The organism is Kitasatospora sp. NPDC059812, from assembly GCF_042732075.1.
Taxonomy (GTDB): domain Bacteria; phylum Actinomycetota; class Actinomycetes; order Streptomycetales; family Streptomycetaceae; genus Kitasatospora.
On the sequence record NZ_JBHWIO010000004.1, the window covers coordinates 11,837 to 33,137 of the forward strand.

The 21,301-nt window shown below is 75.2% G+C and carries 21 protein-coding genes and 2 pseudogenes; 6 read left to right on the forward strand and 17 right to left on the reverse strand.

The window, feature by feature from the left end; genetic code table 11:
- Positions 1–122: 122 nt before the first annotated feature.
- The 6 genes from ACFV6D_RS03075 to ACFV6D_RS03100 all read right to left on the reverse strand — a co-directional run bounded on the left by ACFV6D_RS03075 (position 123) and on the right by ACFV6D_RS03100 (position 7,071).
- Complete coding sequence (locus ACFV6D_RS03075) at positions 123–893, reverse strand: hypothetical protein (RefSeq protein ID WP_380377020.1); 771 nt, start codon at positions 891–893, stop codon at positions 123–125.
- Between the two features lie 114 nt (positions 894–1,007).
- Positions 1,008–2,078 carry a hypothetical protein gene (locus tag ACFV6D_RS03080; protein WP_380558070.1) on the reverse strand — a complete coding sequence of 357 codons (1,071 nt, stop codon included), beginning with the start codon at positions 2,076–2,078 and terminating at the stop codon, positions 1,008–1,010.
- A 215-nt stretch (positions 2,079–2,293) separates the two neighbouring features.
- The gene (locus ACFV6D_RS03085) at positions 2,294–3,703 is read right to left on the reverse strand and encodes a family 2B encapsulin nanocompartment shell protein (RefSeq protein WP_063350619.1); all 1,410 of its coding nucleotides are present in this window, start codon (positions 3,701–3,703) and stop codon (positions 2,294–2,296) included.
- A gap of 604 nt (positions 3,704–4,307) precedes the next feature.
- Entirely contained in the window at positions 4,308–4,820 is a 513-nt protein-coding gene (locus ACFV6D_RS03090; protein ID WP_063350618.1) for a hypothetical protein, read from the reverse strand.
- A gap of 220 nt (positions 4,821–5,040) precedes the next feature.
- Complete coding sequence (locus ACFV6D_RS03095) at positions 5,041–6,495, reverse strand: PLP-dependent aminotransferase family protein (RefSeq protein WP_380558073.1); 1,455 nt, start codon at positions 6,493–6,495, stop codon at positions 5,041–5,043.
- Between the two features lie 54 nt (positions 6,496–6,549).
- Positions 6,550–7,071 (reverse strand): universal stress protein, encoded by a 522-nt coding sequence (locus tag ACFV6D_RS03100; RefSeq protein WP_363377458.1) that lies wholly within the window; start codon positions 7,069–7,071, stop codon positions 6,550–6,552.
- 474 nt (positions 7,072–7,545) lie between these two features.
- Here ACFV6D_RS03100 and ACFV6D_RS03105 point away from each other — a divergent pair, with 474 nt between their 5' ends.
- Together ACFV6D_RS03105 and ACFV6D_RS03110 are read left to right on the forward strand one after the other, a co-directional pair.
- Positions 7,546–7,941, forward strand: coding sequence for a transglycosylase family protein (locus ACFV6D_RS03105; protein ID WP_063350615.1), 396 nt, complete (start codon positions 7,546–7,548; stop codon positions 7,939–7,941).
- 288 nt (positions 7,942–8,229) lie between these two features.
- Positions 8,230–8,586, forward strand: coding sequence for a hypothetical protein (locus tag ACFV6D_RS03110; RefSeq protein WP_363377459.1), 357 nt, complete (start codon positions 8,230–8,232; stop codon positions 8,584–8,586).
- Positions 8,587–8,610: 24 nt separating this feature from the next.
- Here ACFV6D_RS03110 and ACFV6D_RS03115 read toward each other — a convergent pair whose 3' ends face one another.
- On the reverse strand, positions 8,611–9,201 hold the full coding sequence (locus tag ACFV6D_RS03115) for a pyridoxamine 5'-phosphate oxidase family protein (protein ID WP_380558076.1): 591 nt from the start codon (positions 9,199–9,201) through the stop codon (positions 8,611–8,613).
- Between the two features lie 174 nt (positions 9,202–9,375).
- Between ACFV6D_RS03115 and ACFV6D_RS03120 the strand changes: the two genes are divergently transcribed.
- The 4 genes and pseudogenes from ACFV6D_RS03120 to ACFV6D_RS03135 all read left to right on the forward strand — a co-directional run bounded on the left by ACFV6D_RS03120 (position 9,376) and on the right by ACFV6D_RS03135 (position 12,689).
- Positions 9,376–10,314, forward strand: a complete 939-nt coding sequence (locus tag ACFV6D_RS03120) for a helix-turn-helix domain-containing protein (protein WP_380558079.1) — start codon at positions 9,376–9,378, stop codon at positions 10,312–10,314.
- A gap of 29 nt (positions 10,315–10,343) precedes the next feature.
- A complete protein-coding gene (locus tag ACFV6D_RS03125) occupies positions 10,344–10,775 on the forward strand; it encodes a VOC family protein (RefSeq protein WP_380423973.1) in 432 nt (143 codons plus the stop codon).
- Positions 10,776–10,880: 105 nt separating this feature from the next.
- Positions 10,881–11,759, forward strand: a pseudogene (ligD, locus tag ACFV6D_RS03130) (non-homologous end-joining DNA ligase); the annotation flags it as partial.
- Positions 11,760–11,834: 75 nt separating this feature from the next.
- On the forward strand, positions 11,835–12,689 hold the full coding sequence (locus ACFV6D_RS03135; RefSeq protein ID WP_380423975.1) for a DNA ligase: 855 nt from the start codon (positions 11,835–11,837) through the stop codon (positions 12,687–12,689).
- A 63-nt stretch (positions 12,690–12,752) separates the two neighbouring features.
- Here the strand turns inward: ACFV6D_RS03135 and ACFV6D_RS03140 are convergent, their stop codons facing one another.
- The 10 genes and pseudogenes from ACFV6D_RS03140 to ACFV6D_RS03185 form a co-directional block, all read right to left on the reverse strand.
- Entirely contained in the window at positions 12,753–13,337 is a 585-nt protein-coding gene (locus tag ACFV6D_RS03140; RefSeq protein WP_380423972.1) for a type 1 glutamine amidotransferase domain-containing protein, read from the reverse strand.
- Positions 13,338–13,340: 3 nt separating this feature from the next.
- Entirely contained in the window at positions 13,341–13,649 is a 309-nt protein-coding gene (locus ACFV6D_RS03145; protein WP_380558082.1) for a PRC-barrel domain containing protein, read from the reverse strand.
- Entirely contained in the window at positions 13,646–14,083 is a 438-nt protein-coding gene (locus ACFV6D_RS03150; RefSeq protein WP_380493789.1) for a hypothetical protein, read from the reverse strand. The genes ACFV6D_RS03145 and ACFV6D_RS03150 overlap by 4 nt, the downstream gene beginning before the upstream one ends.
- A gap of 66 nt (positions 14,084–14,149) precedes the next feature.
- Positions 14,150–14,617 carry an HAD family hydrolase gene (locus ACFV6D_RS03155; protein ID WP_380423969.1) on the reverse strand — a complete coding sequence of 156 codons (468 nt, stop codon included), beginning with the start codon at positions 14,615–14,617 and terminating at the stop codon, positions 14,150–14,152.
- 140 nt (positions 14,618–14,757) lie between these two features.
- Entirely contained in the window at positions 14,758–15,357 is a 600-nt protein-coding gene (locus ACFV6D_RS03160) for a GNAT family N-acetyltransferase (RefSeq protein WP_063350606.1), read from the reverse strand.
- A gap of 136 nt (positions 15,358–15,493) precedes the next feature.
- A complete protein-coding gene (locus ACFV6D_RS03165; RefSeq protein ID WP_380558085.1) occupies positions 15,494–16,192 on the reverse strand; it encodes a TNT domain-containing protein in 699 nt (232 codons plus the stop codon).
- A 220-nt stretch (positions 16,193–16,412) separates the two neighbouring features.
- Positions 16,413–17,735 (reverse strand): geranylgeranyl reductase family protein, encoded by a 1,323-nt coding sequence (locus ACFV6D_RS03170; RefSeq protein WP_063350605.1) that lies wholly within the window; start codon positions 17,733–17,735, stop codon positions 16,413–16,415.
- A 391-nt stretch (positions 17,736–18,126) separates the two neighbouring features.
- Complete coding sequence (locus ACFV6D_RS03175; RefSeq protein WP_063351661.1) at positions 18,127–19,227, reverse strand: calcium:proton antiporter; 1,101 nt, start codon at positions 19,225–19,227, stop codon at positions 18,127–18,129.
- Positions 19,228–19,318: 91 nt separating this feature from the next.
- On the reverse strand, positions 19,319–20,920 hold the full coding sequence (locus ACFV6D_RS03180) for a protein kinase (RefSeq protein ID WP_380558088.1): 1,602 nt from the start codon (positions 20,918–20,920) through the stop codon (positions 19,319–19,321).
- Positions 20,917–21,301, reverse strand: a pseudogene (locus tag ACFV6D_RS03185) (serine/threonine protein kinase); the annotation flags it as partial. The pseudogene ACFV6D_RS03185 and the gene ACFV6D_RS03180, both read right to left, overlap by 4 nt.

Below are 21,301 nucleotides of genomic sequence, written 5' to 3' on the forward strand. Positions count from 1 at the left end.
CCCGCCCACATCTCACCACTCCCCCCGCGCGCCCGCACGCCCCCCGCCCCCCCCCCGGCGGCGCCCCGGCCGACGCCCCCCCCCCCCCCCACCGTGCTTCGGCGAGGTTCAGCGAGCCGTGCTCAGCCCTTCAGCCCGAGGGAGGGGAACAGGTCGACGAACGGCTGGGTGGTCACCGAGACGCTCCGGCCGAACGGATCGTCGAAGTCCCAGATCATGAACAGCAGGAACGCGATCAGCGCGCTGAAGCAGCCCGCCAAAACCAACTCCCTCGGCGTGCGCCGGATCTGCAGCGCGAACAGCATGCCGACGGTCACCACCGCACCGGTGATCAGGCCGAACCAGACGACCCCGGGCATGGTCGGCCCGGCGTTCTGCCCGCGCGAGTTGCGGGCGTCGTCGGCCTGGCTGATCCGGTCCATGATCGGCTGGTAGGACTGCGACTCCAGCTCGGAGGCCGGCGGCCGGGTGGCGACGTCCACCCGCAGCTTGTCCAGCAGTTCGGTGCCCTTGTCGGAAATCTCGCCGTTCTTGCGCATGTACTCCCACTCGACGTTCACCACGTACGAGACGTAGGCGTCCACGTCGGCCCGGACCTGGTCGCGGAACTCGGCCGGGTAGACCACCGCCCGGTCGCTCACCTCCTGCAACGACTGCGCCTCCCGGAACAGGTCGTCCTGGGCGGCGCCGCGCGCCTCCCAGACGCCCGCGAGGGCGAGACCGAGGACGATCGCGTAGACCACGCCGATCATCATCGTGATGTAGTCGATGACGTCCGGCGTCTCGTCGACGTTCTTCTCGGTGCCCACCCGGCGGTGCCGCAGCACCACCACCGCCACCACGACGGCACAGGCCGCCGCCATCGCGATGGCCAACGCCAACCATTCGGACATGGGAACTCCCTTCTCTGGCTCGGCTTGTGACGGAACAAAGGGTCGGACTCGGCCCCAGGCAGGTCGGGCTCCAGGGCCGGACCGGGGCCGGGGCGGGCCGCCTCGGTGGGGCGGTCAGGACCGCCCGGAACGGCCGCGGCCGCGTCCACGGCCCGGGCGCAGGGCCGCCGCCGCCAGGATGGCGGGCACGGTGACCAGCAGCATCGTGGTCGTCGCCGGGGCGTTGTGGTGGTGCTGCGGCGGGGCCGGCGGCTGTGCCGCCCGCACGTGGTAGACGGGCTGCGCCGCCGGGGTCGGCCACAGCGGGCTCGGGCGCACCGGAGTCGGCGTGGCCGGACTGGGGGCCGCCGGGTCCGGCGGGGGCGCGGGTGCCGCCGGGGCCGGCGCCGGGGGTGCAGGCGGGTTCGGCGCGGGCGGGTTCGGCGCGGGCGGCGGAGCAGGCGCGGGCGCCGCCGGCGGTGAGGTGGGCCCAGGCGTCCTGCTGGGAGCCGGCGTTGTCGGCGCGGGGGTCGGCGACACCGTGGGGACGGGTGTCGGAGTCGGACTGGGCTTCGACGTCGGCGAAGGCGTCGGGGTGGCGCTCGGCGTCGGCGTGGGGCTCGGCGTCGGGGTCGGCGTGGGGCTGGGCGTGTGGGTGGGGCTCGGCGTCGGGGTCGCCGTCGGGCTCGGGCAGGGGTGCGGGTGGTGATGGTGGTGGTGCCACCAGTCCCCGTGCCACCAGTCCCCGCCGTGGCCGCCGTCCCCGCCGTGCTCGTCGTCCGGGCGGCCGGGCTGCTGGCGGAACCCCGTGGTGTCCGAGGGTCGTGGTGAGGCCGGTCCGGGCGCGGCCTTCGGCGTGCGGCACGGGTGGTGCCGGTGCGGGGGCTTGGGACCCTGGTGCCGCGCGTCGGCCGTCGGGGCGACGGTGACGCCGACCTGGACGTCCACGTCGACCCCGACGTTCACGTCCCCGCCCGGCCCGACCTGCACCGACACGTCCGTCCCGGTGCAGACGCACGAGTCGACGGTCGTGCCGTGCGGCTGCTCCCCGCCGTGGTGTTCGGTGCCGGACGCCGAGGCGCCGCCGACCAGGGCGCACATCGCGACCACGCCGACCGCGGCGCCGATCAGCCTGGTCCGCCGACCGGAGGCCGCACCCCCACCGCCGTCCAGCGATATCCGTCGGGACTGCCGGCGCTGCGGCATGGGCTCCACTCACCTCTCGGGTCGCCAGGGACGGGATCAGAACAGGGCGATCCGCCCGGCCCGCAGGAGGACGCGGGCAGGCGTGATCAGACGCGATCAGACGTGATGGGGCACGATCAGGCGGACGGCCCGCCTTCCGGGGGCGGGCCGTCCGTCATCAGGTCAAACGATCTTCGAGCCGGCCGGTTACGGCCCGGGCCCCTTGTCGGCCGTCCTCAGTGGCGGCGGTGCGCGATCTCGACGTTCTCCAGGACGCCGACCGCGTCCGGCACCAGGATCGCGGCCGAGTAGTAGGCGCTGACCAGGTACGAGATGATCGCCTTCTCGTCGATGCCCATGAAGCGGACGGACAGCGACGGCTGGTACTCGTCCGGGATGCCGTTCTGGTGCAGGCCGATGACGCCCTGGTTGTCCTCACCGGTACGGATCACCAGGATGGAGCTGGTGTTCTCCTTGGTGATCGGGATCTTGTTGCACGGCAGGATCGGCACCCCGCGCCAGGCCGGCACCTGCTGCCCGCCGAGGTCGACGTGGTGGGGGTACAGGCCACGGGCGTTGAACTCGCGGCCGATCGCGGCGATCGCGCGCGGGTGGGCGAGCAGGTAGTCGGGGTCGCGGCGGCGGTTGAGCAGCTCGTCCAGGTCGTCCGGGGTGGGCGGGCCGGAGTGGGTCTGGATCCGCTGGTCGAAGTCGGCGTTGTTGAGCAGGCCGAACTCCGGGTTGTTGACCAGCTCGTGCTCCTGGCGCTCGCGCAGCGCCTCGATGGTCAGCCGGAGCTGGTGCTCGACCTGGTTCATCGGCTCGTTGTACAGGTCGGCGACGCGGGTGTGGACCTTGAGGATGGTCTGCGCGACGCTCAGCTCGTACTCGCGGGGCTTGAGCTCGTAGTCCACGAAGGCGCCGGGCAGCTCGAACTCGCCGTGGTGGCCGGCCGACATGGCGATCTCGGCCTCGCCGCGCTCGTTCTGGGCCTGCTGCGGCAGGGCCAGGAACCCGAGCAGGTGCTCCTGGAGGCTCGGCGAGTTGTCCCGGATGGCGGCGAAGTCGCGGCGGGTCAGGGTGAGCGCGACGCCGGCGGTGGCGGTCGTGGCGGTGAACTCCCAGGCGGCGTCCGGGTTCAGCAGGGCGTCGTCGCCGAAGCGGTCGCCGTCGCCGGCCACGCCGACCACGGTGTCGTCGCCGTACTTGCCGGTGCCGATCTTGTTGACCTTGCCGTGCGCGATCAGGAAGATCCGGTCGGCGGCCTCGCCCTGGGTGGTGAGCACCTCGCCGGGGCCGAAGTCGCGCTGCTCGCAGCGGTCGGCGAGGGCGGTCAGCACCTCCTCGTCCTCGAAGCCGCGCAGCAGGGCGAGCTCACCCAGCTCGGCGGGGATCACCCGGACCTGGGAGCCGGTCTTGATGAACTCGACCACACCGTTGCCGACGGTGTAGGTGAGCCGTCGGTTGACACGGTAGGCGCCGCCGGCGGCCTGTACCCAGGGAAGCACCTTGAGCAGCCAGCGGGAGGTGATCTCCTGCATCTGCGGTGCGGACTTGGTCGTGGTGGCAAGGTTGCGGGCAGCGGCCGTCGTGAGGCTGGACTGCTGCGGGACCTGCGCTGTCTCCGGGCTCGTGTCCACGGGCATCGGCAGGGGTCTCCATTCATCTGGTCGGATCACGCGGTCAGGGTCGGACGGCGACGGAGTCGTCCCTGCCCACCCCGACTGATGCCATGACGGATCATCAGACACGCGTATCGATGGGGGTGTTGGCGATTCATCGCGATCACGGCCACCGTCTCCCGGCGGCCCATCGGGAACCCTAGATCACCAGCGCCCGGCCGGACCCGCGCGGAGACCGACTACCCCCCGATAGGGTGAATCTGAAGCAGTCCCATTCCGTTCGGGCCCCGGGTCGCGAGAACATCCGTTCGCCACCGCGGATCCCGCGCGACCGACGCCCGCCCGCGACCGCACGCACGCCCGGACAAAGCGGACAGGCGGCGCACCTCCCGTACGACAGGCGTACCTCCCGTACGACATCGGCGGGAGCGGATCGTCAACGGGGGCGGCGAAACGGGGCAGGTCAGCTGCGCCCCGACCATGGGCACCGGCCCGCCACCGGGCTCCGGGCACGCGAACGGCCCGTCAGGTGCCGGGACGGGGGCGGCCGGCACCTGACGGGGGATCGGGGATGCGCAGTGGGGGTGCGACGGGGAAGCGGCGAGGGCAGCGCCGGTCGGGCGATGCGTCAGGCGCAGGCGATCTGGCTGCCGGGGATGCCGACGATGCCGGAGTTCTTGGCCTCGCCCCCCTTGTACTCGTAGTACAGGTAGGAGTAGAAGTCGATCCTGGTCGCCGCGCCGCAGGTCGAGTCCGGCGCCACGGTGTAGGTGACCGTGAAGCTGCTGGTGGCACCGGGGGCGAGCGGCACGTTGTACCGGGCGATCCCGCCGTGGACGTTGTCGCTGCAGCCGTTGGTCTGGGTGCCGCAGGCCGTGGCGGCGAACTTGAGGCCGTTCTCCAGACTGGTCTGGTAGGTCGGCTGAACGCTCTGGTACACGAACTGGATCGGCGTGTCGTACGGGTTGCTGAGCGTCAGGGTCAGGGTGAACTCGCCGCCCCGGACGGTCGTTTGCCGGTCGGAGACGGCCGTGAACGGCAGCGGGGTGTCAGCCTGGGCGGGTGTGGCGGAGAGGAGCAGACCGACGGCGAGGGCCGGGCACGCGGCGAGGGCGACACGGCTCAAATGTGTTCTGCGCATGACCAAGGAGCGTAGGGCGCCGTACCGGTTCCGTTGCCCCGCTCCGCCCCGGTCCGTACCGACGCACGAGTCGGGGGCGGACACCGTGGACCAGCCCGGCCGCGTTCCGCCCCCACTCCCCCGCCCGGGGCCCTATGCTTCGCCCGCCGCCCCGGACGGCCACCCGAGGCCCGTCGCCCGGCAGGCCGGTGCCGGTCCGGCCGCCCCGGGTCCGGCCGGTTCAGGCGGGCGGCGGCAGGATGTCGCAGAGCGCGGCGAGCGCCGCCGGGTAGGCGTGGTCGGGCGGCGTGGCGTAGCCCACGACCAGGCCGTCCATGACCGGCATGGCCTCCGGGCCGATCCCCGGGTGCCGGAAGTCGGCGAGCCCGTCCAGGCCCAGGCCCCGGCGGGCGGCGGCCTGGAGCACCGCGCCCTCGGTGCCGGGCTCCAGCCGCAGGACGGCGTGCAGGCCGGCCGCGACGCCGGAGACCCCGACGTGCGGGGCGCTCGCCGCCAGCGCGGCCACCAGCTGGTCGCGGCGCTCCCGGTAGCGACGGCGCATCCGCCGCACGTGCCGGTCGTAGCCGCCGGAGTCGATCAGCTCGGCGAGGGTCAGCTGGTCCAACGCGCTGGCCCAGCCCTCGCGTTCGCCCTTGGCGGCGAGCACCCGGTCGACCAGGTGGTCCGGCAGCACCATCCAGCCGAGCCGCAGCGCCGGCGACAGGCTCTTGCTGACCGAGCCGAGGTAGACCACCCGCTCGGGGTCGAGCCCCTGGACGGCGCCGACCGGCTGGCGGTCGTAGCGGAACTCGCCGTCGTAGTCGTCCTCCAGCAGCAGGCCGCCGCGCCCGCGCGCCCAGTCGACCACGGCGGCGCGGCGGCCGGCGTGCAGCGGTCCGCCGGTCGGGAACTGGTGGGCGGGGGTGAGCAGGGCCGTCCGGACGTCCTGACGGTGCGCCAACCCGCCGAGCCGGGCGCCGTGTTCGTCGACCGGAAGGGGCACGGTGGCGACCCCGGCGGCGGCCAGCAGCCCGCGGTGGAACCCCAGCCCGTACGCCTCGACGGCCAGCGGCCCGGTCGCCTCGGGCGGCAGGGCGGGCGCCCCGCCGGCGAACAGCAGCCGCAGCGCGTGGGCGAAGCCCGAGCAGACCACGATCCGGTCCGGGTCCGTGCGCACTCCGCGGACGCGGGCCAGGTAGTCGGCGAGGGCGGTGCGCAGTTCGGGCCGTCCCTGCGGATCACCGGGCCCGAAGGCCTCGTTGGGCGCCGCGGTCAGCGCCCGCCGGGCGGCGGCCAGCCAGGCGGTGCGCGGGAAGGACGCGGCGTCCGGCTGGCCCTGGCGCAGGTCGTGGACGGGCCCCGGCCGCAGGGAGGGTCGAGGGGACGGGCTCGGCGGGACGGGCTCGGCGCGCTCGGCGACGGCGGTGCCGGAGCCCTGACGGGCGGTCAGCCAGCCCTCCGCGACGAGTTCGGCGTACGCCTCGGCGGCGGTGTTGCGGGCCAGCCCGAGGTCGGCGGCGAGCGCACGGTACGGCGGCAGCCGGGTGCCGGGGGCGAGTCGGCCGCTGCGGATCGCCTCGCGCAGGGCCGCCATCAGCGCGGCACGGCGGCCCCCGACGGCGGGGAGGTCGAGGTGCAGGTCGCTGCCGGTCGGGTGGGCGGGCCCGGTGGGGTGCGCGCCCGGCGTTTCCGTCATGGTCACGCACCCTACCCGCCGCCGCCCGGCCCCCTGCCGGGCGGCCCGGCCGCGCTACGGCACCACGGTGACCGGCCAGCGGCCCGCCTTCACCAGGCGGACGGCGACCGAGCCGATCACCCGGTGCCCGGCCTGCTCGGAGGCGCCGACCACGACGGCGTCGGCGCGCAGTTCGTCCGCGAGCTTGGCCAGCCCCGTATAGGGGTCGCCGCGCATGGTGAGGAAGCGCCATTCCACCCGCCACACCTCCTTCACGTGGTGCTCGGCCTCGCGCAGGGCGGACAGCAGCTCGTCCGCGATCTCCTGGGTGGTCTCCTCCACCGCCGCCCCGGCCAGGGCGGTGGCCGCACCCAGGATCGGCTGGACGTAGGCGACCGCGAGGGTGGCGCCCTGCCGGCGGGCCAGCCCGGCGGCGTAGGCGGTGGCGCGCCAGGAGGAGTCGGAGCCGTCCAGCCCCGCCAGGATCACCTTGGGCCCGTCCGTCCCCAGTTCGAAGCCCGCGGGGGCCGCTGCCACCCCGGGCTCCTCGGCGCCGCCGACGGCCTCCACGTCCTCTGCATCGCTCTCGTTGCTCATGGCCCCGAGGCTATGCCCGCCACCGTGCGTGAGCGGAGGGGGCCCTCCCGGTGAGGGTTGTGGTGCGGGCCACCCGGGGCGCCGGACGGTGCGGCGATTTCGACACCGGGGGCTGGTGGGCCGTCACGCGCTGTCGACGATGTGGGCGGGCTCACAGGGCATGCGGCGTGACGCAGGCCACTTCGCCGAGTGGTTTGATCTTGCAAATGGTGGCAAATCGGGCCAAATCATGTCATTTCCTTGATCCTTACGACCGGTAACAGCCCCCTGACGTGCCTAAACCTCCAAATCCTTGAAACCGCCTCAATCGCCCCCGTACCTTCGAACTCGTTGCACCAAGCACTCCGCTCCGGTCGGCCTCACCGCCCCGGATCCGGAACGGTGCCGGACCAGGCGAGCAACGTGTCCCCCGAAACCAACGGCCTTCCGAGGGCCTGGTTCCGCACGCTCGCAGCCCCCTCCGAAAGGACCCGCATGACTTTCCGTAACGAGACTGCCGCTGCCACCACCACTGCCACCCCGAAGCGCCGCAACCGCGTCCGGATGGCTCTGATGGCCGGGGCGATCACCGCCCTGCCGGTCGCCGGCCTCGTCACGGCCACCAGCGCCTCCGCCGCGCCGGCCACGGTCTGGGACAAGGTCGCCTCCTGCGAGGCCACCGGCAACTGGGCCGTCAACTCCGGCAACGGCTTCTTCGGCGGCCTGCAGTTCACCTCCAGCACCTGGGCCGCCTTCGGCGGCACCGCGTACGCCCCGCAGGCCCACCAGGCCACCAAGGACCAGCAGATCGCCATCGGCGAGAAGGTCCTCGCCGCCCAGGGCCCCGGCGCCTGGCCGATCTGCTCCGTCAAGGCCGGTCTGGGCAAGTAGTCCCCACCCCTCGGCCCACCTGTCCAGGGCCCCCGACGCCGCCGCACCCTCCCCGGGTGCGGCGGCGTCGTCGCGTTCCCGCCCGCCGCGGCCGACCACACGCCCGCGCAGCGCCGCACGGTGCCCGTTCCGCTCGTGCACGGGCTTCCCCGGGGGCCCCGGCCGGGCCCCGGCGCGTACCGAGGTGGCGACGTTCCGGCCGCGAGCCGGTCACGAACCGATCCGGCGCGCCGCACGGCAGGTACGGTCGGCTCGCCGGGACCGTAGGCGAATTCCACCGGGGGGATCATGCGCCGCACCTGGACCCTGCTCGTGCTCGTGGCCTCGCTCGGGCTGGCCGCCTGCGATCCGCACACCGATCCCGGCCGCACGCTGCCGCCGGACGACCGGCCCGGCTACGCGATCCCCGCACCCAGCCCGCCCCACCCGCCGATGCCCGAGCTGCGCGGCCAGACCGTCCTGGCGGCACGGGCGCTGCTGCCCCTCTGGTACCCGGTCAGCGTGCGGGACGCCGATCCGCGGGGGCGGGTCGTGGTGGTGCAGTGGGAGTGGCAGGTGTGCGGGCAGAGCCCGGCGGCCGGCGAGGTGCTGACCGGGCAGGTGATCGGCCTGACCGCGATGCGCGTCGAGGAACCCTGCCCGTAGCGCAGGCCTGACGGCCCGCAGGGCCTACGCCGTGCCCGGCCGGGGCGGGAGCGGCAGCGGGAGAGCAGGCAGGCCGTCGATGCTGGTGCCGACGTACTGCTTGCCCTCGCAGTAGGTGTTGAACTCCTCCTCGTCCTTGCGGCCGAAGTACTGCGCGTGCAGCTCGCGGTCGGCGCGGTAGTCCATCAGCGGGACGGCGAACCCGCAGGAGTCGCTGACCCGTTCGGCCCGCACCAGCACGATCGCCCGCAGCCCCGAACCGTCGACGGCCGGGTCGAAGCGGCCCAACAGCCCGGCGAAGCGCGGGTCGTCGCGGAACACCGGCTCGCCCCGGCCGTGCACCCGCACCACGGTCGGCGGGCCGTCGAAGGCGCACCACATCAGCGTGATCCGGCCGTTCTCCCGCAGGTGGGCGATCGTCTCGGCGGTGGATCCGCCGAAGTCCAGGTAGGCGAGGGTGAGTTCGTCGATCACCACGAGCGTGCCGGAGCGGCCCTTGGGCGAGACGTTGACGTGCCCGTCGGCCGAGACGGGCGCGGTCGCGACGAAGTACACGGGCTGCCGTTCGATGAACGCCCGCAGCCTGCCGTTGATGCTCTCGTACTGCTTTCCCATGCCCATCAGTGTGCGCGCATCTCGCCCGACAAAAAAGCATGATCCACTGAACGAGACGGACGCTCCACCCGGGGGCACCCGCTGGACGGCCGAACTCGGCCGCCCCGGTGCGCATTTGTCCAGGACGCCCGTTCCACTGCGGTACGCGCCCCTCCGGCCGCCGATACTGGAAACGTGACGACGGAAGCCCCCGAGACGTCCGCAGCCGCAGCCGACGAGGCCGCAGACCCGGCCGCCGACACCGACGCCGGCCTGATCGACGAAGCCGTCCGCGCCCGGCCCGCGCCCGCGCTGCGCCCGTACGTGGCCTGGTACTCCGGATACCGCCAGCGCGGCATCCCGCCCGCCCTGCACCGCGGCCTGCCGTCCCCGTACCTGACGTTCATCCTCACCCTGGACGAGCCGCTGGTGATCGCCGGGCACCCCGACCCGGCGCAGCCGCCCGGCAGCTACCCGACGCTGCTCGGCGGCCTGCACACCGGCCCGGCCCTGATCACCCACGACGGCCGGCAGTCCGGCGTGCAGATCGCCGTACACCCGCTGGCCGCCCGGGCGCTGTTCGGGCTGCCCGCCGGCGAGTTGGCCGGGATCGACCTCCCGGCGGAGGAGGTGCTGGGGCGGCTCGGCCCGCGCCTCCAGGAGCAGTTGCAGTCCGCGCGCACCTGGTCCGAGCGCTTCGCCGTGCTGGACGGGACGCTGCTGCGGGCCGCCCGTCCGTCCGGGCGGGTGCCGCCGGAGGTCGGCTGGGCCTGGCGGGCGCTGCGGCGCAGCAACGGCGCCCTGCCGGTGGCGGCGCTGGCCCGGGAGACCGGCTGGAGCGCCCGGCACCTCCAGGAGCGGTTCCGCCGGGAGACCGGTCTGACGCCGAAGGCCGCCGCCCGGGTGATCCGCTTCGACCGGGCCCGCCATCTGCTGGCCGCCTCGCCGCCGCCCCGGCTCGGCGACCTGGCCGTCCGCTGCGGGTACTTCGACCAGGCGCACCTGGCCCGGGAGTTCCGCGCCCTGGCCGGGGCCGCGCCGAGCGTATGGCTGGCGGCGGAGGGGCCGGAGGAGGCGAAGTTCCGAAACGTCCAAGGCGCGGCGGCTGCGGCGGCCGCAGAGTGGGAGGCGTAAGCAACCCGAGCCCCCCGGAGGAGACAGCCATGGACGGCACCGCCCCCGCCCCGCAGGTCTGGCCCAGCCTGCGCGCCACCGACGCCCGGGCCCTGATCCGCTTCCTGGTCGACGCCTTCGGCTTCCAGGAGGTCGTCGCCTACGGTGAGGGCGGGTTCGTCGCCCACGCCGAACTGGCCTGGCCGGAGGGCGGCGGCGTGATGCTCGGCTCCGACCGGGAGACGCCCGAGGGCGGCGCACCCTGCCCGAGCCGGCCGGGCGGTTTCACCGCGTACGTGGTCACCGCGGACCCGGACGCCGTGCACGACCGCGCCGTCGCCGCCGGGGCCCGGATCACCACCGCGCTCACCGAGACGGACTACGGCTCGCGCGACTTCGCCGCCGCCGACCCGGAGGGCAACCAGTGGTACTTCGGCACCTACCCGGGCGCGCCCCGGCCCGCCGCCCCCGCGCGGGGCTGAGCGCCCCCGCCGCCGACGCCGGTGGACCGGCTGCGCCCCCGCCGCCGTCCGGGCAGACTGGCTGCGGGGCCACGCACAGGCCCGCCCAGGCTCCGGAGAGCACCCATGCCGCAGCTCACGGTGGACGGGCGCACCCTCGCGCTCTCCCACCTCGACAAGGTGTACTACCCGCGCACCGGCACCCTCAAGGGCGAGGTGCTGCGCTACTACGCCGCCGTGCACGGTGCCCTGCTGCCCCACCTGCGCGACCGCCCGGTCTCCTTCCTGCGCTGCCCGGACGGCGTGGAGGCCGAGGTGTTCATCGCCAAGAACCCGCCGGCCGGCACCCCGCGCTGGGTGCGCACCGTCGAGGTGCCGAGCAGCGGCGGTGGCCTGCGCCAGGTGGTCCTCGACGACGGGGCCGCGCTGCTCTGGGCCGCCAACCTGGGCTGTCTGGAACTGCACGTCCCGCAGTGGCACGCGGCCGCGCCCGGGCTCGCCGACCGCCTCGTCCTGGACCTCGACCCCGGCGCGGGCGCGTCCGTCCTCACCTGCCGCACCGTCGCCGTCCTGCTGCGCGAGCGGCTCGCGGCGGACGGCCTGGCGGCCTGGGTGAAGACCTCCGGCTCCAAGGGCCTGCACCTGCTGGTCCCGATCGAGCCCACCCCCAGCGCCCGGGTCTCGGCGTACGCGAAGGCGCTCGCGGCCGCCCTGGAGGGCGACCGCCCGGAGCTGGTGGTGCACACCATGGCGAAGGCCCGGCGGGCCGGCCGGGTGCTGGTCGACTGGTCGCAGAACAACGCCAGGAAGACCACCGCCGCGCCGTACACCCTCCGGGCCCGGCCGCTGCCGACGGTCTCCACCCCGCTGTCCTGGGCCGAGCTGGAGCGCGCCGGCACGGCGGACGACCTGGTGTTCACCCTCGCCGAGGTGCCGGAGCGCCTCGCCGCCCACGGCGACCTGTTCGCCCCGCTGCTGGACCCGGAGCGGGCCCGACCGCTCCCCGCCGGCCCGGCGACCCGGCAGGAGCAGCCCCGCCAGGAGCAGCCCCGCCAGGTGCTCCACCCGCCCGTCGAGGTGATGCGCCCCGCCGCCGTCACCGACGTCCCGCCCGCCGACGGCCTGGGCGGCGCGGGCGTGCAGTACGAGCTGAAGCTGGACGGCTTCCGCTGCGTCGCCTTCGCCCGCGGCGCCCGCCCGCCCGTCCTGCAGTCCCGCACCGGCCGCGACCTCGCCCCCGAGTTCCCACCGATCGCCGCCGCCGTCGCCCGGCTGCCCGAAGGGCTGGTGCTGGACGCCGAACTCGTCGCCTGGCGGGCCGGCCGGTTCGCCTTCGGGGAACTGCTGCGCACCCGCCGGGCCCGGGCCGCCGCCCCGGACGTCGTCCTCGGTCTGATCGCCTTCGACCTGCTCGCCCTGCCGGGCCGCGACCTGCGCCGGCTGCCGCTCACCGACCGCCGCCGGCTGCTGCTCGCCGCCCTGGCCGACGTCCCGCCGCCGATCCAGCCGGTCCTGGCCACCACCGACCGGGCGGAGGCGCTGGACTGGATGACCCGCCTCGCCGACACCGGCGTCGAGGGCCTGGTCTGCAAGGCCGCCGGCTCCCCCTACCGCCCGCGCGGCGCCGGCCGCGCCTGGGTCAAGTACCGCCGCAGCGACACCCTCGACGCCACCGTCCGCGCCTTCACCGGTCCGGCCTCCCGTCCGCACGCCCTCGTCCTCGAACTCGACGACGGCCGGGTGCTCCTCAGCACCCCCCGGCTCACCCCGGTCCAGGCCCGCGAGGTCGCCGAGGCCGCCGCTCCCCTCGCCGGCCCGCCCGTCACCGACCCCGAGCACGGCCCGGTCCACCCCCTCACCGGCCCGCTGCGCGCCGAACTGACCCTCACCGGCCGCCCGCCCGCCGCCGCCTTCGTCCGGCTGCGCGGCGACTGACCGCCCCCCCTGCGTACCTCGGGCCTCGGCTGACCCGGAACTCCCCAGGGCGGGGACGCGGGTTCACCCCTTCCGGCGCTTCGCCGCGTGGACGAACTCGGTGACCAGGGTGTCGTTGAAGACCGGCAGGTCGGCGGGTCGGCGGCTGGTGACGAGGGGGCCGGGGCCGGCGCGGCAGACGTGCACCTCCTCGTCCACCCAGTGGGCGCCGGCGTTGCGCAGGTCGGTGCGCAGGCTCGGCCAGGAGGTGAGGGTGCGGCCGCGGACGGCGTCCGCCTCGATCAGGGTCCAGGCGGCGTGGCAGATCGCGGCGACCGGGCGGCCGGAGGCGCAGTAGGCGCGGACGAAGACCACCGCGGCCTCGTCCAGCCGCAGCGCGTCGGGGCTCGCGACGCCGCCGGGCAGGACCAGGCCGTCGAAGGCGGACGGCCGCGCCTCGGCGACGAGGACGTCGACGGCGAAGGTGTCGCCCGGGGCTCGATGCCGGACGGCCTGGACGCGGCCGGGCCCGGTGGACAGCAACCGCGGGGTGCCGCCGGACTCGGCCACCGCCTGCCACGGCGAGGTCAGCTCGATCTGCTCCGCCCCGTACGGCGCGACCAGGAAGGCGATCGTCCGGCCGGTGAGCGTGGTGGACGGCCAGCCCATGGCTCAGTGCCGGTGCGGGTCGCAGGCAGAACCCAGATGGACGACGGCGGGCGGGGCGGGGCTGAGCCGGGCGCGCGGGCAGTCCAGGTGGACGGTCAGCTCGAGGTGGTCGATCCGCGACACCAGGCCGACCGGGACGGACAACCGGGTGCCCGCCACCCAGGGCCCTGCGTCGATCAGCAGGTGGTCCCCGGTGTCCTGTTCGACCCGGCCGAGCGGGCCGTCGGTCGCCTGCACCTCGTACCCGGTCAGGCTCAGGTCGGCGGCGTGGTGGGGGCCCGGACGGTACTCCCACAGGTCGGTGGTCATCATGCCTCCGGTTGGTCCCAGGGGCGGCGTTCGCGGCGCTCGTCCCGGTCGGGGGGTGCGGCCCGGCGTTCGCCCCGGTCCCGGCCCGCAGTCCGGTCCCGGCCCTCGCCCCGGCCCGCGGCCCGGCGGCGCAGCAGCGCCGAGGTGGCGATCGCCGCCGCCACCGAGGCCGCCCACACCACCCCGAGGGCGGTCAGCACCGCGGTGGTCGGGGTCCGCACGCCGATGCTGAGGCAGATCGCGGACATCACCAGGGCGGTCAGCACCACCCCGGCGGACAGGCGGCGCCCGACGCCGCGCAGCACGCGCCGGGCCCGGCTCGGCGGCTTGGCGCCCATCGTGCTCAACTTCCGGTCGAGGCGCGTGTCCTGGCGCAGATCGGACTCGATCTCCTCAAGGAGCCGTCGCTCCCATCCGCTCAACGCGGGTCCGTCCATCTCGGTCACCTCCGACACTTCCGGTGACGTGCTCGCACCCGGGCGGTTGCCCGGTACGGGCAGGCGCTAACCGCTCAGGGGGCCGCCGGTTACGGCGTGTGGTACGGCGCCGGCGGCGGCGCCCACGGGGCCGAAGGCCCGGGGACGGGCCAGCAGGCTGTCGTCCAGGACGCGCAGCAGGGCGTCGGCGTCGCGGTGGACCTCGACCGCGCCCGCCGCCCGCAGCTCGGGGCCGGCGTCCGCACCGGCCGCCAGGGCGACGCACGGCACCCCGGCCCGCCGCGCCGCCAGCACCTCGCGCACGCTGCCGGCCACCGCCACGGCGTGCGACGCCGTGCCGCCGACCAGTTCCAGCGCGGCCCGCACCGGGTCACGCCCGGGGGCGGTCACGGTCAGGGCCGGTGCCCCGCCGGGCCCGGGCCCGGTCAGCACGACCGTCCAGCCCCGGGCGGCGCACTCCCGCAGCAGTTCGGCGGAACCGGCCGGCGCAGGGCGCCAATCGGTACCGAAGAGAGCCGCCGAGATCACCGTCATGGCCGACCGTTTCCCTTCCCGGGCCACGCACCGTACGCGCCCTTCCAGGTTAGGCCGCTCCCCCGCCGTGCGCGCAGCCTGCGGCCCACCGGTTTACCGGCACCGGGAGGACCCGCGCGGCGGCCGGTCGGCGGGCCTGGCTACCCGGCGTCCGGGTCGGTGGCGAGGCGGGCGTGGAGGTGTTCGTCGACGTAGTCGCCGTCGCCGTAGCGGTAGGACGCCCGGGTGGTGCCCTCGTGGCGGAAGCCGCCGCGGACGGCGACGCGGCAGGAGGCCTCGTTGCCGACTCCGTGCCAGAGCTCGATGCGGCGGGCGTCGGCGGTGGCGACGGCCCAGCGGGTGACGGCGGTGGCGGCGCGGGTGGCGATGCCCCGGCCGCGGGCGGTGGGGAGCAGCCAGTAGCCGACCGTGGCGATGCCGTCCGACTGGTTGGTCCAGCCCAGGAAGGCGTTGCCGTGGAGGGTCCCGTCGAGGGCGTCGGTGATCGCGAAGGCGGCCGCGCGCCCCTCGGCCCAGCCGGTGTCGCAGCGGTCGAGGTAGGCCTCGGCGTCGGCCGGGTCGGCGATCCGCAGCGGGTTCCAGCGGGCGATCTCCGGGTCGGCCGCGGCCGCCACCAGGGCGGGGACGGTGCCGCCGGGCAGGTCGAGGGCCCTGCCCCAGGGGCGCAGCGCGAAGTCGCCCAGGTCGAGGGTGGCGGGCCGCAGGACGCGCCGCTCGGCGGAGTTCTCGGTGGTGCTCATCCGGCCTTCCTATCCCGCCCGCTCCGGTGCCCGCCAGCGAATTTCCCCGGCCGGGAATCCGCCCCCGCCGCCCGGTGACGTCCGGTGAGCGGGACGGCGCACGGCGGGCCCGCCGTGCGCCGTCCGGAGGGCCGGGTCAGACGATCCGGGACAGGTACCCGTTGTCGACCAGCCAGAGCACGTTCAGCTTGGCCGGGCCGCCGGGCACCAGGGCCGCGTCGAGCTGGTACTGCAGGCCCCAGCCGGGCTGGCCGAACCACGGGGCGATCGGGCCGGCGTGCACCTTGAAGGGCTTGACCACCTTGTAGTCGTGGTAGTTGCAGCCCGCCGGCGGGGTGCCGTCGAGGCTCTGCGGCGGGATGGAGCGGGTGGAGTAGGGCAGCCCCTCGGGGGCGAGGAAGGCGCCGTACTCGCTGCCGTAGCGGTCGATGTTCTGGTTCGGGTAGAGCGTGAGATCGAACTCGACCGGGGTGCCGTCAGGCAGGGTGACGTAGCCGTCGGACGGCGGGTAGATCCAGCCGCCGGCGCCGTTGTTGCCGGCCGGGTCGTAGTAGGTGGTGAGGAACTGCTGCTCGCTCAGGGAGCCGGTGCGCTGGTAGCCGACGAGTTCCCGGCCGACCCGGCCGGTGGTGGGCAGGTCGGCGGGGCCGAGCCGCTTGTCACCCTGGTGGAAGTCGGCGGAGCACTCGTCGGGGGGCGTGGCGGCCCGGGCGGAGCCGCCCGCGGTGGAGGTGCCCGCAGTGGCGGTGTCGGCCGCGGCGGCCGGGATGCTCGGGGCGATCAGGGCGGCGGCTGCGGCGAGTGGCGCGACGAGCAGGCGAAGGCGAAGGCGCACGGTGTCTCCGTCGTGAGGGGGGTCGCACGGAGGGGACGTCCTGCTCACCCTCCGTGTCCGTTTCGACACCAGGCAAGCGGATCAGCTGATCATCCGTCAACACGACTAGGCCGAAGACGCACCGAATTCCCCGGTTCCGGCCAACCCCGGGACGCCGGACCGGTTCACCCGAAAGACTGAGCGGTCCGGCATCGACCCCGGCGCGCCGCGCAACCACCCGTCAGCGCCCCGGCGCGACCCGCCCGATCAGGTGGAGCAGCCGGTCGAGGGCGTCGTTGGAGTTGGGCTCGGTGAGGTTGACCATGAGCCGGAACGCCACCTTCAGCAACGCCGGGTGGCCGAGCCCGGCGGCGCCGGCCGCGCCGAGCAACCTGGGCCGGCCGAGCAGGTCGGCGGCGAGGCGGCCGAGCGCGAAGTAGCCGGCGTAGGCGGAGCGCAGCGCCTGCGGGTAGGCGCGCAGGGCCAGTTCGCGGCCACGGTCGGTGCGCCGGGCGAGGGCCTGGACGATGGTCTCGGCGGCGTAGCGGCCGGATTCCATCGCGTAGGCGATGCCTTCGCCGGTACCGGGGCTGACCGTGCCGCCGGCGTCACCGATGAGCAACAAGCCGTCGGCGTAGTGGGGTTGGCGGTTGAGGCCCATCGGGAGGGCGGAGCCGCGGACGGGCTCGGTGACGGCGTCGGGGGTGTAGCCGTACGCGGGCGGCAGGCTGTCGCACCAGCGGCGGAGCAGGTCGCGCCAGTCGAGGTCGACGTGGGCGGTGTCGAGGACGCCGAGGCCGACGTTGGCGGTGCCGTCGCCCATGCCGAACACCCAGGCGTAGCCGGGCAGCAGACGGCGGGCGGGGTCGCCCGGGTCGCGCAGGTCGAGCCAGGCCTCCAGGTAGCGGTCCTGGTGGCGGGGGGTGGTGAAGTAGGTGCGGTAGGCGACGCCCATGGCGCGGTCGGTGCGGCGGTAGCGCTTCATCGCGACGGAGAGGCGAGTGGAGTTGCCGTCGGCGGCGACCACGACCGGCGCCTGGTAGCTGACGGGCCGGCGCTCGTCGCCGAGCTTCGCGGTGACGCCGGTGATCCGGCCACTCCGCTCGTCCACCAACGGGCCTGCCACGTTGGCCCGTTCGATCAGCCGGGCGCCGGCCGAGGCGGCCCGGCGGGCGAGCAGTTCGTCGAAGTCGGCGCGCCGGCGGACGAGTCCGTGGCCGGGGTAGGCGGACAGCTCGGGCCAGTCGAACTCCAGCGCGCGCCGGCCGGAGATCAGCCGCAGCCCCTGGTTGTGCAGCCAGCCGGCCTGCTCGGAGACGTCGATGCCGAGGTCGGTCAACTGCTTGACGGCGCGCGGGGTGAGGCCGTCGCCGCAGACCTTCTCGCGCGGGAACGCGGACTTCTCCAGCAGCAGGACGTCCAGGCCGGTGCGGGCGAGGTGGTAGGCGGCGGTGGAGCCGGCCGGGCCGGCGCCGACCACGATGACGTCGGCGTCCTCCTCGGTCCGGGCGGGCCGGGGGGCCCGACCGCCGTCTGCGGGCACCTGCTGCTCTGGGCCGGGCATCACGCACTCCCACGGGGTCGGATCGGCTGCGGGCCCGACGGGGCCGCAGGGGGCCCCGGACGGACTCGGACAGGGCCATTCGGACAGGTTCGTTCGGACGGGGCCATTCGGACGCGGCCGGACTCGGCGGTCCGAGACGGACGATAGAGAACCACGGCACCCGCCCGCCGCCCCGACACGCGGGCCCGCCCCGATGACCGGTCAATACCGGCCACCGGGGCGGGCGCGCGGTCACCCGCCGGTTCGGAGCCCGCCGTTGACCACCGCGCCGGAAACGGCGCCCGGCCCGTCGGCGGGCCGCCGTCCGGCACGCTCCCCCGGGAGACCGCAGAGCCCCTGCCTCCGACGGCGGTGTCGGAGGCAGGGGCTCTGGGGAACTGCTGCGGCGGCGTCAGGGGTTGAGCGCCAGCACCACGTAGGCGGCCAGCACGGCGAGGTGCACGGCGCCCTGGAGCGGGGTGGCCCGGCGCGGGATGACCGTCAGGGTGCCGAGCACGATGGTCAGGGTCAGCAGCACCATGTGCGCCGGGCCGAGGCCGAGGACGAGCGGGCCGGAGAGCCAGGAGGAGGCGATCGCGACGGCCGGGATGGTCAGGCCGATGCTGGCGAGCGCCGAGCCGAGGGCCAGGTTGAGGCTGGTCTGTACCCGGTTGCGCAGGGCCGCGCGCAGCGCCGCGATGGTCTCCGGCAGCAGGACGAGCAGGGCGATCACGACGCCGACGACGGAGTGCGGCAGTCCGGCGTCGTCCACGGCGTGCTCGATGGTCGGCGAGACGCCCTTGGCGAGGCCGACCACGGAGACCAGGGCCACGCCGAGCAGCAGCAGGCTGATCCAGGCGGCCTTGGCGGTCGGCGGCGCGGCGTGGTCCTCCTCGTCGAGCACCCGGCCCTCGGGGGTGACCGGCAGGAAGTAGTCCCGGTGCCGGAAGGTCAGGGTGGTCACGAACAGCCCGTACAGCACGATCGAGGCGGTGGCCGCGAAGACCAGCTGGGTGGTGGAGAACTGCGGGCCCGGGGAGCTGGTGGTGAAGGTCGGCAGCACCAGGCTGAGGGTGGCGAGGGTGCCGATGCAGGCGAGCGCGGCGCCGGTGCCCTCGGCGTTGAAGACGGCGGTCCGGTACTTGATCGCGGCGACCAGGATGGACAGGCCGAGGATGCCGTTGCAGGTGATCATCACGGCGGCGAACACGGTGTCCCGGGCCAGGGTGGCGGACTTGGAGCCGCCGTCGGCCATCAGCGTCACGATCAGCGCGACCTCGATCACGGTGACCGCCACCGCGAGCACGAGCGATCCGAAGGGTTCCCCGACCCGGTGTGCGATCACCTCGGCATGGTGCACGGCGGCGAGCACGGCGCCGGCCAGGAAGCAGGCGACGACGCCCACCACCCAACCGGGCAGGTCCCGGTGCCAGGTCAGGGCGAGGACGACGAACGACACCACCGGAACGACGACGGTCCATTGCGCGGTGGCCGCGCGGAGCTTCGTGATCATGCCGCCGAGCATCCCAGACCGGGGGCCGCCCACCCGGCTGACCGCGCCGGGATACGGGGGGATGTGGTACAGGTCATCCCGTTTTGCCCGCTCACCCACCGTAGTCGGCGAGGTACCGGAGCACCTTGTCGACGTGCGGGCGGACCCGTTCCGGGACACCTTCGGCGGCCGCCACCGTCTTGTCGCTGGTCCGGTAGGCGGCGGTGACCAGGGCCGGCAGGTCGCGGGTGAAGCCCCGGTGCTTGAGCTGCTGGTCCAGCCAGCAGACGTAGTTGCCCATCGCGGCGATCGCGTCGCCCGGGTCCAGGTAGGACTTGGGGCCGTCGTGGGCCGCGGCCTTCGCCCAGGCGTCGAAGACGGCGGGCGTCCACATGGCGATGCCGTACTCGCCGGTCTCGGGGCGGGCCGCGTTCGGGTCGAAGCCGCTCTCGGCCTTGAGCATCGCGGCCAGCAGCACCGGGGTGATCTCGGGCTCGGGGCAGCGCCGGGCGGCGTCCTCGATCATGCCGCGGTAGGCCACCGGGACGTCGGAGCCGGCCGGGATCGCGCCGGGCAGCGGGGGCGCGGCCGGGTGGGCGGCCGACCCCGCGGCGGGTACGGTCGCGCCTTGCTCCGCAGCCTCCGGCTCGGGGGCCCCGGTCAGGGCGAGCACGGTGGCGGCGCAGGCCAGCAGGCCGGTGGCGGCCCGCAGGGCGGCGCCGCGGCGGCAGGCCGGACGCGCGACGGCCCCGGCGACCATCGCGGCGAGGTCGGTGCGGGCCCGCTCCTCCCGCCCGGGGGCCAGGCAGGCGGTGACCACGGCCCGCCAGGGCCCGGGCAGCGCCTCGTCCAGCCGCAGCGGCGCCGCGCCGCGCGCGTACGCCTGGGCGGCCAGCGAGCGGGCCCGGGCGGTGGCGCCGAGGAACGGGTGCAGGCCGCCGGTGAGCACCTGGTGGGCGATCACCCCGAAGGCCCAGATGTCGGCGCTGGGGCGCACCGCGACGCCGCGCGCGCCGGTGCGCTCGGACCACCACTCGGGCGGGACGTGGTCGGGCGAGCCGAGCGGCGGCGCGTAGGCGTGGGTGCCCTCCAGTTCGGCGGTGAGGCCGAAGTCCGCGATCTTGGCGGTGCCGTCGGCCATCAGCAGGATGTTGGCCGGTTTGAGATCCCCGTGCACCCAGCCGCCCCGGTGCATGTGGGTGAGCCCGGCGCAGACCTCGGTGAGGACGCGTTCGGCACCGGGCACCGGGGCGCCGGGGCGGGCGGCGGCGAGGACGTCCTGGAGGCTGCGGGCGGCGCGTTCCATCACCAGGGCGACGGCGCCGTCCAGGCCGGGGTGGGCCGGGTCGTCGACGACCGTCACGGCGAGGGTGCGGATCAGGTGGGGGTGGTCCGCGCGGCGGCTGAAGCGCATCTCGCTGCGGGCGACCTCCGTCATGGTCCGGCGCTGGCCGGGGCTGAGCCGGGCGGGGCTGAGCAGTTTGACGGCGGCCGGGGTGCCGTCGGGGCCTTCGGCCGCGTACACGCTGCCCCAGGCGCCGGCCCCGAGGTAGGCACCGATGCGGTAGCCCGCGAGCCGGTAGCCGGCCGGCACCTCGAACTGCCGCTCCGGCAGGGGCTGGTCCTTCTCCGGCACCCGCTGCTCGGACGCCGGTTCGGCGGGTACCGGCTCGACGGGCGGCTGACCGGCGGGCGGCTGGCCGGCGGGCCTCACGGTCGGGCGACCGGGCGCCGGGGCGGGAGCAGGGCCAGGTGCTCCTCCCGGACGAGGTCGAACTTCAGTGCCAGGGACGCGAGTTCCTCGCGCTTGCCGCCGCCGGGCCCGTCCTCGTACGGCTCGCGCAGCCGCAGCTTCGTCCACACCAGGTAGTCGATGTGGTAGTTGACCGCCGAGCGGGTCAGCCCGTGGCAGGAGGGCAGGGCGCGCAGCCGGGCCAGCACGTCCGTCACGCCGGGGACGACGGCGGCGGAGGGCGAGCGCAGCCGGGGCTCGCAGAGCGCGAGCAGCACCAGGAAGTACTTGGCGGTCGGGGGGGGGGGGGGGGGGGGGGGGGGGGGGGGGGGCCCGGCCGCGCGCGGCGCGGCCCGCCCCCGC

Coding starts and splice junctions, on each gene's coding strand:
- ACFV6D_RS03125 (WP_380423973.1), top strand. CDS start 10,344: ATGGACGGCACCGCCCCCGCCCCGCAGGTCTGGCCCAGCCTGCGCGCC.
- ACFV6D_RS03155 (WP_380423969.1), bottom strand. CDS start 14,617: ATGACGGTGATCTCGGCGGCTCTCTTCGGTACCGATTGGCGCCCTGCG.
- ACFV6D_RS03175 (WP_063351661.1), bottom strand. CDS start 19,227: ATGATCACGAAGCTCCGCGCGGCCACCGCGCAATGGACCGTCGTCGTT.
- ACFV6D_RS03115 (WP_380558076.1), bottom strand. CDS start 9,201: ATGGGAAAGCAGTACGAGAGCATCAACGGCAGGCTGCGGGCGTTCATC.
- ACFV6D_RS03085 (WP_063350619.1), bottom strand. CDS start 3,703: ATGCCCGTGGACACGAGCCCGGAGACAGCGCAGGTCCCGCAGCAGTCC.
- ACFV6D_RS03080 (WP_380558070.1), bottom strand. CDS start 2,078: ATGCCGCAGCGCCGGCAGTCCCGACGGATATCGCTGGACGGCGGTGGG.
- ACFV6D_RS03135 (WP_380423975.1), top strand. CDS start 11,835: ATGCGCCCCGCCGCCGTCACCGACGTCCCGCCCGCCGACGGCCTGGGC.
- ACFV6D_RS03110 (WP_363377459.1), top strand. CDS start 8,230: ATGCGCCGCACCTGGACCCTGCTCGTGCTCGTGGCCTCGCTCGGGCTG.
- ACFV6D_RS03145 (WP_380558082.1), bottom strand. CDS start 13,649: ATGATGACCACCGACCTGTGGGAGTACCGTCCGGGCCCCCACCACGCC.
- ACFV6D_RS03150 (WP_380493789.1), bottom strand. CDS start 14,083: ATGGACGGACCCGCGTTGAGCGGATGGGAGCGACGGCTCCTTGAGGAG.
- ACFV6D_RS03090 (WP_063350618.1), bottom strand. CDS start 4,820: ATGCGCAGAACACATTTGAGCCGTGTCGCCCTCGCCGCGTGCCCGGCC.
- ACFV6D_RS03100 (WP_363377458.1), bottom strand. CDS start 7,071: ATGAGCAACGAGAGCGATGCAGAGGACGTGGAGGCCGTCGGCGGCGCC.
- ACFV6D_RS03105 (WP_063350615.1), top strand. CDS start 7,546: ATGACTTTCCGTAACGAGACTGCCGCTGCCACCACCACTGCCACCCCG.
- ACFV6D_RS03160 (WP_063350606.1), bottom strand. CDS start 15,357: ATGAGCACCACCGAGAACTCCGCCGAGCGGCGCGTCCTGCGGCCCGCC.
- ACFV6D_RS03095 (WP_380558073.1), bottom strand. CDS start 6,495: ATGACGGAAACGCCGGGCGCGCACCCCACCGGGCCCGCCCACCCGACC.
- ACFV6D_RS03140 (WP_380423972.1), bottom strand. CDS start 13,337: ATGGGCTGGCCGTCCACCACGCTCACCGGCCGGACGATCGCCTTCCTG.
- ACFV6D_RS03075 (WP_380377020.1), bottom strand. CDS start 893: ATGTCCGAATGGTTGGCGTTGGCCATCGCGATGGCGGCGGCCTGTGCC.
- ACFV6D_RS03170 (WP_063350605.1), bottom strand. CDS start 17,735: ATGCCCGGCCCAGAGCAGCAGGTGCCCGCAGACGGCGGTCGGGCCCCC.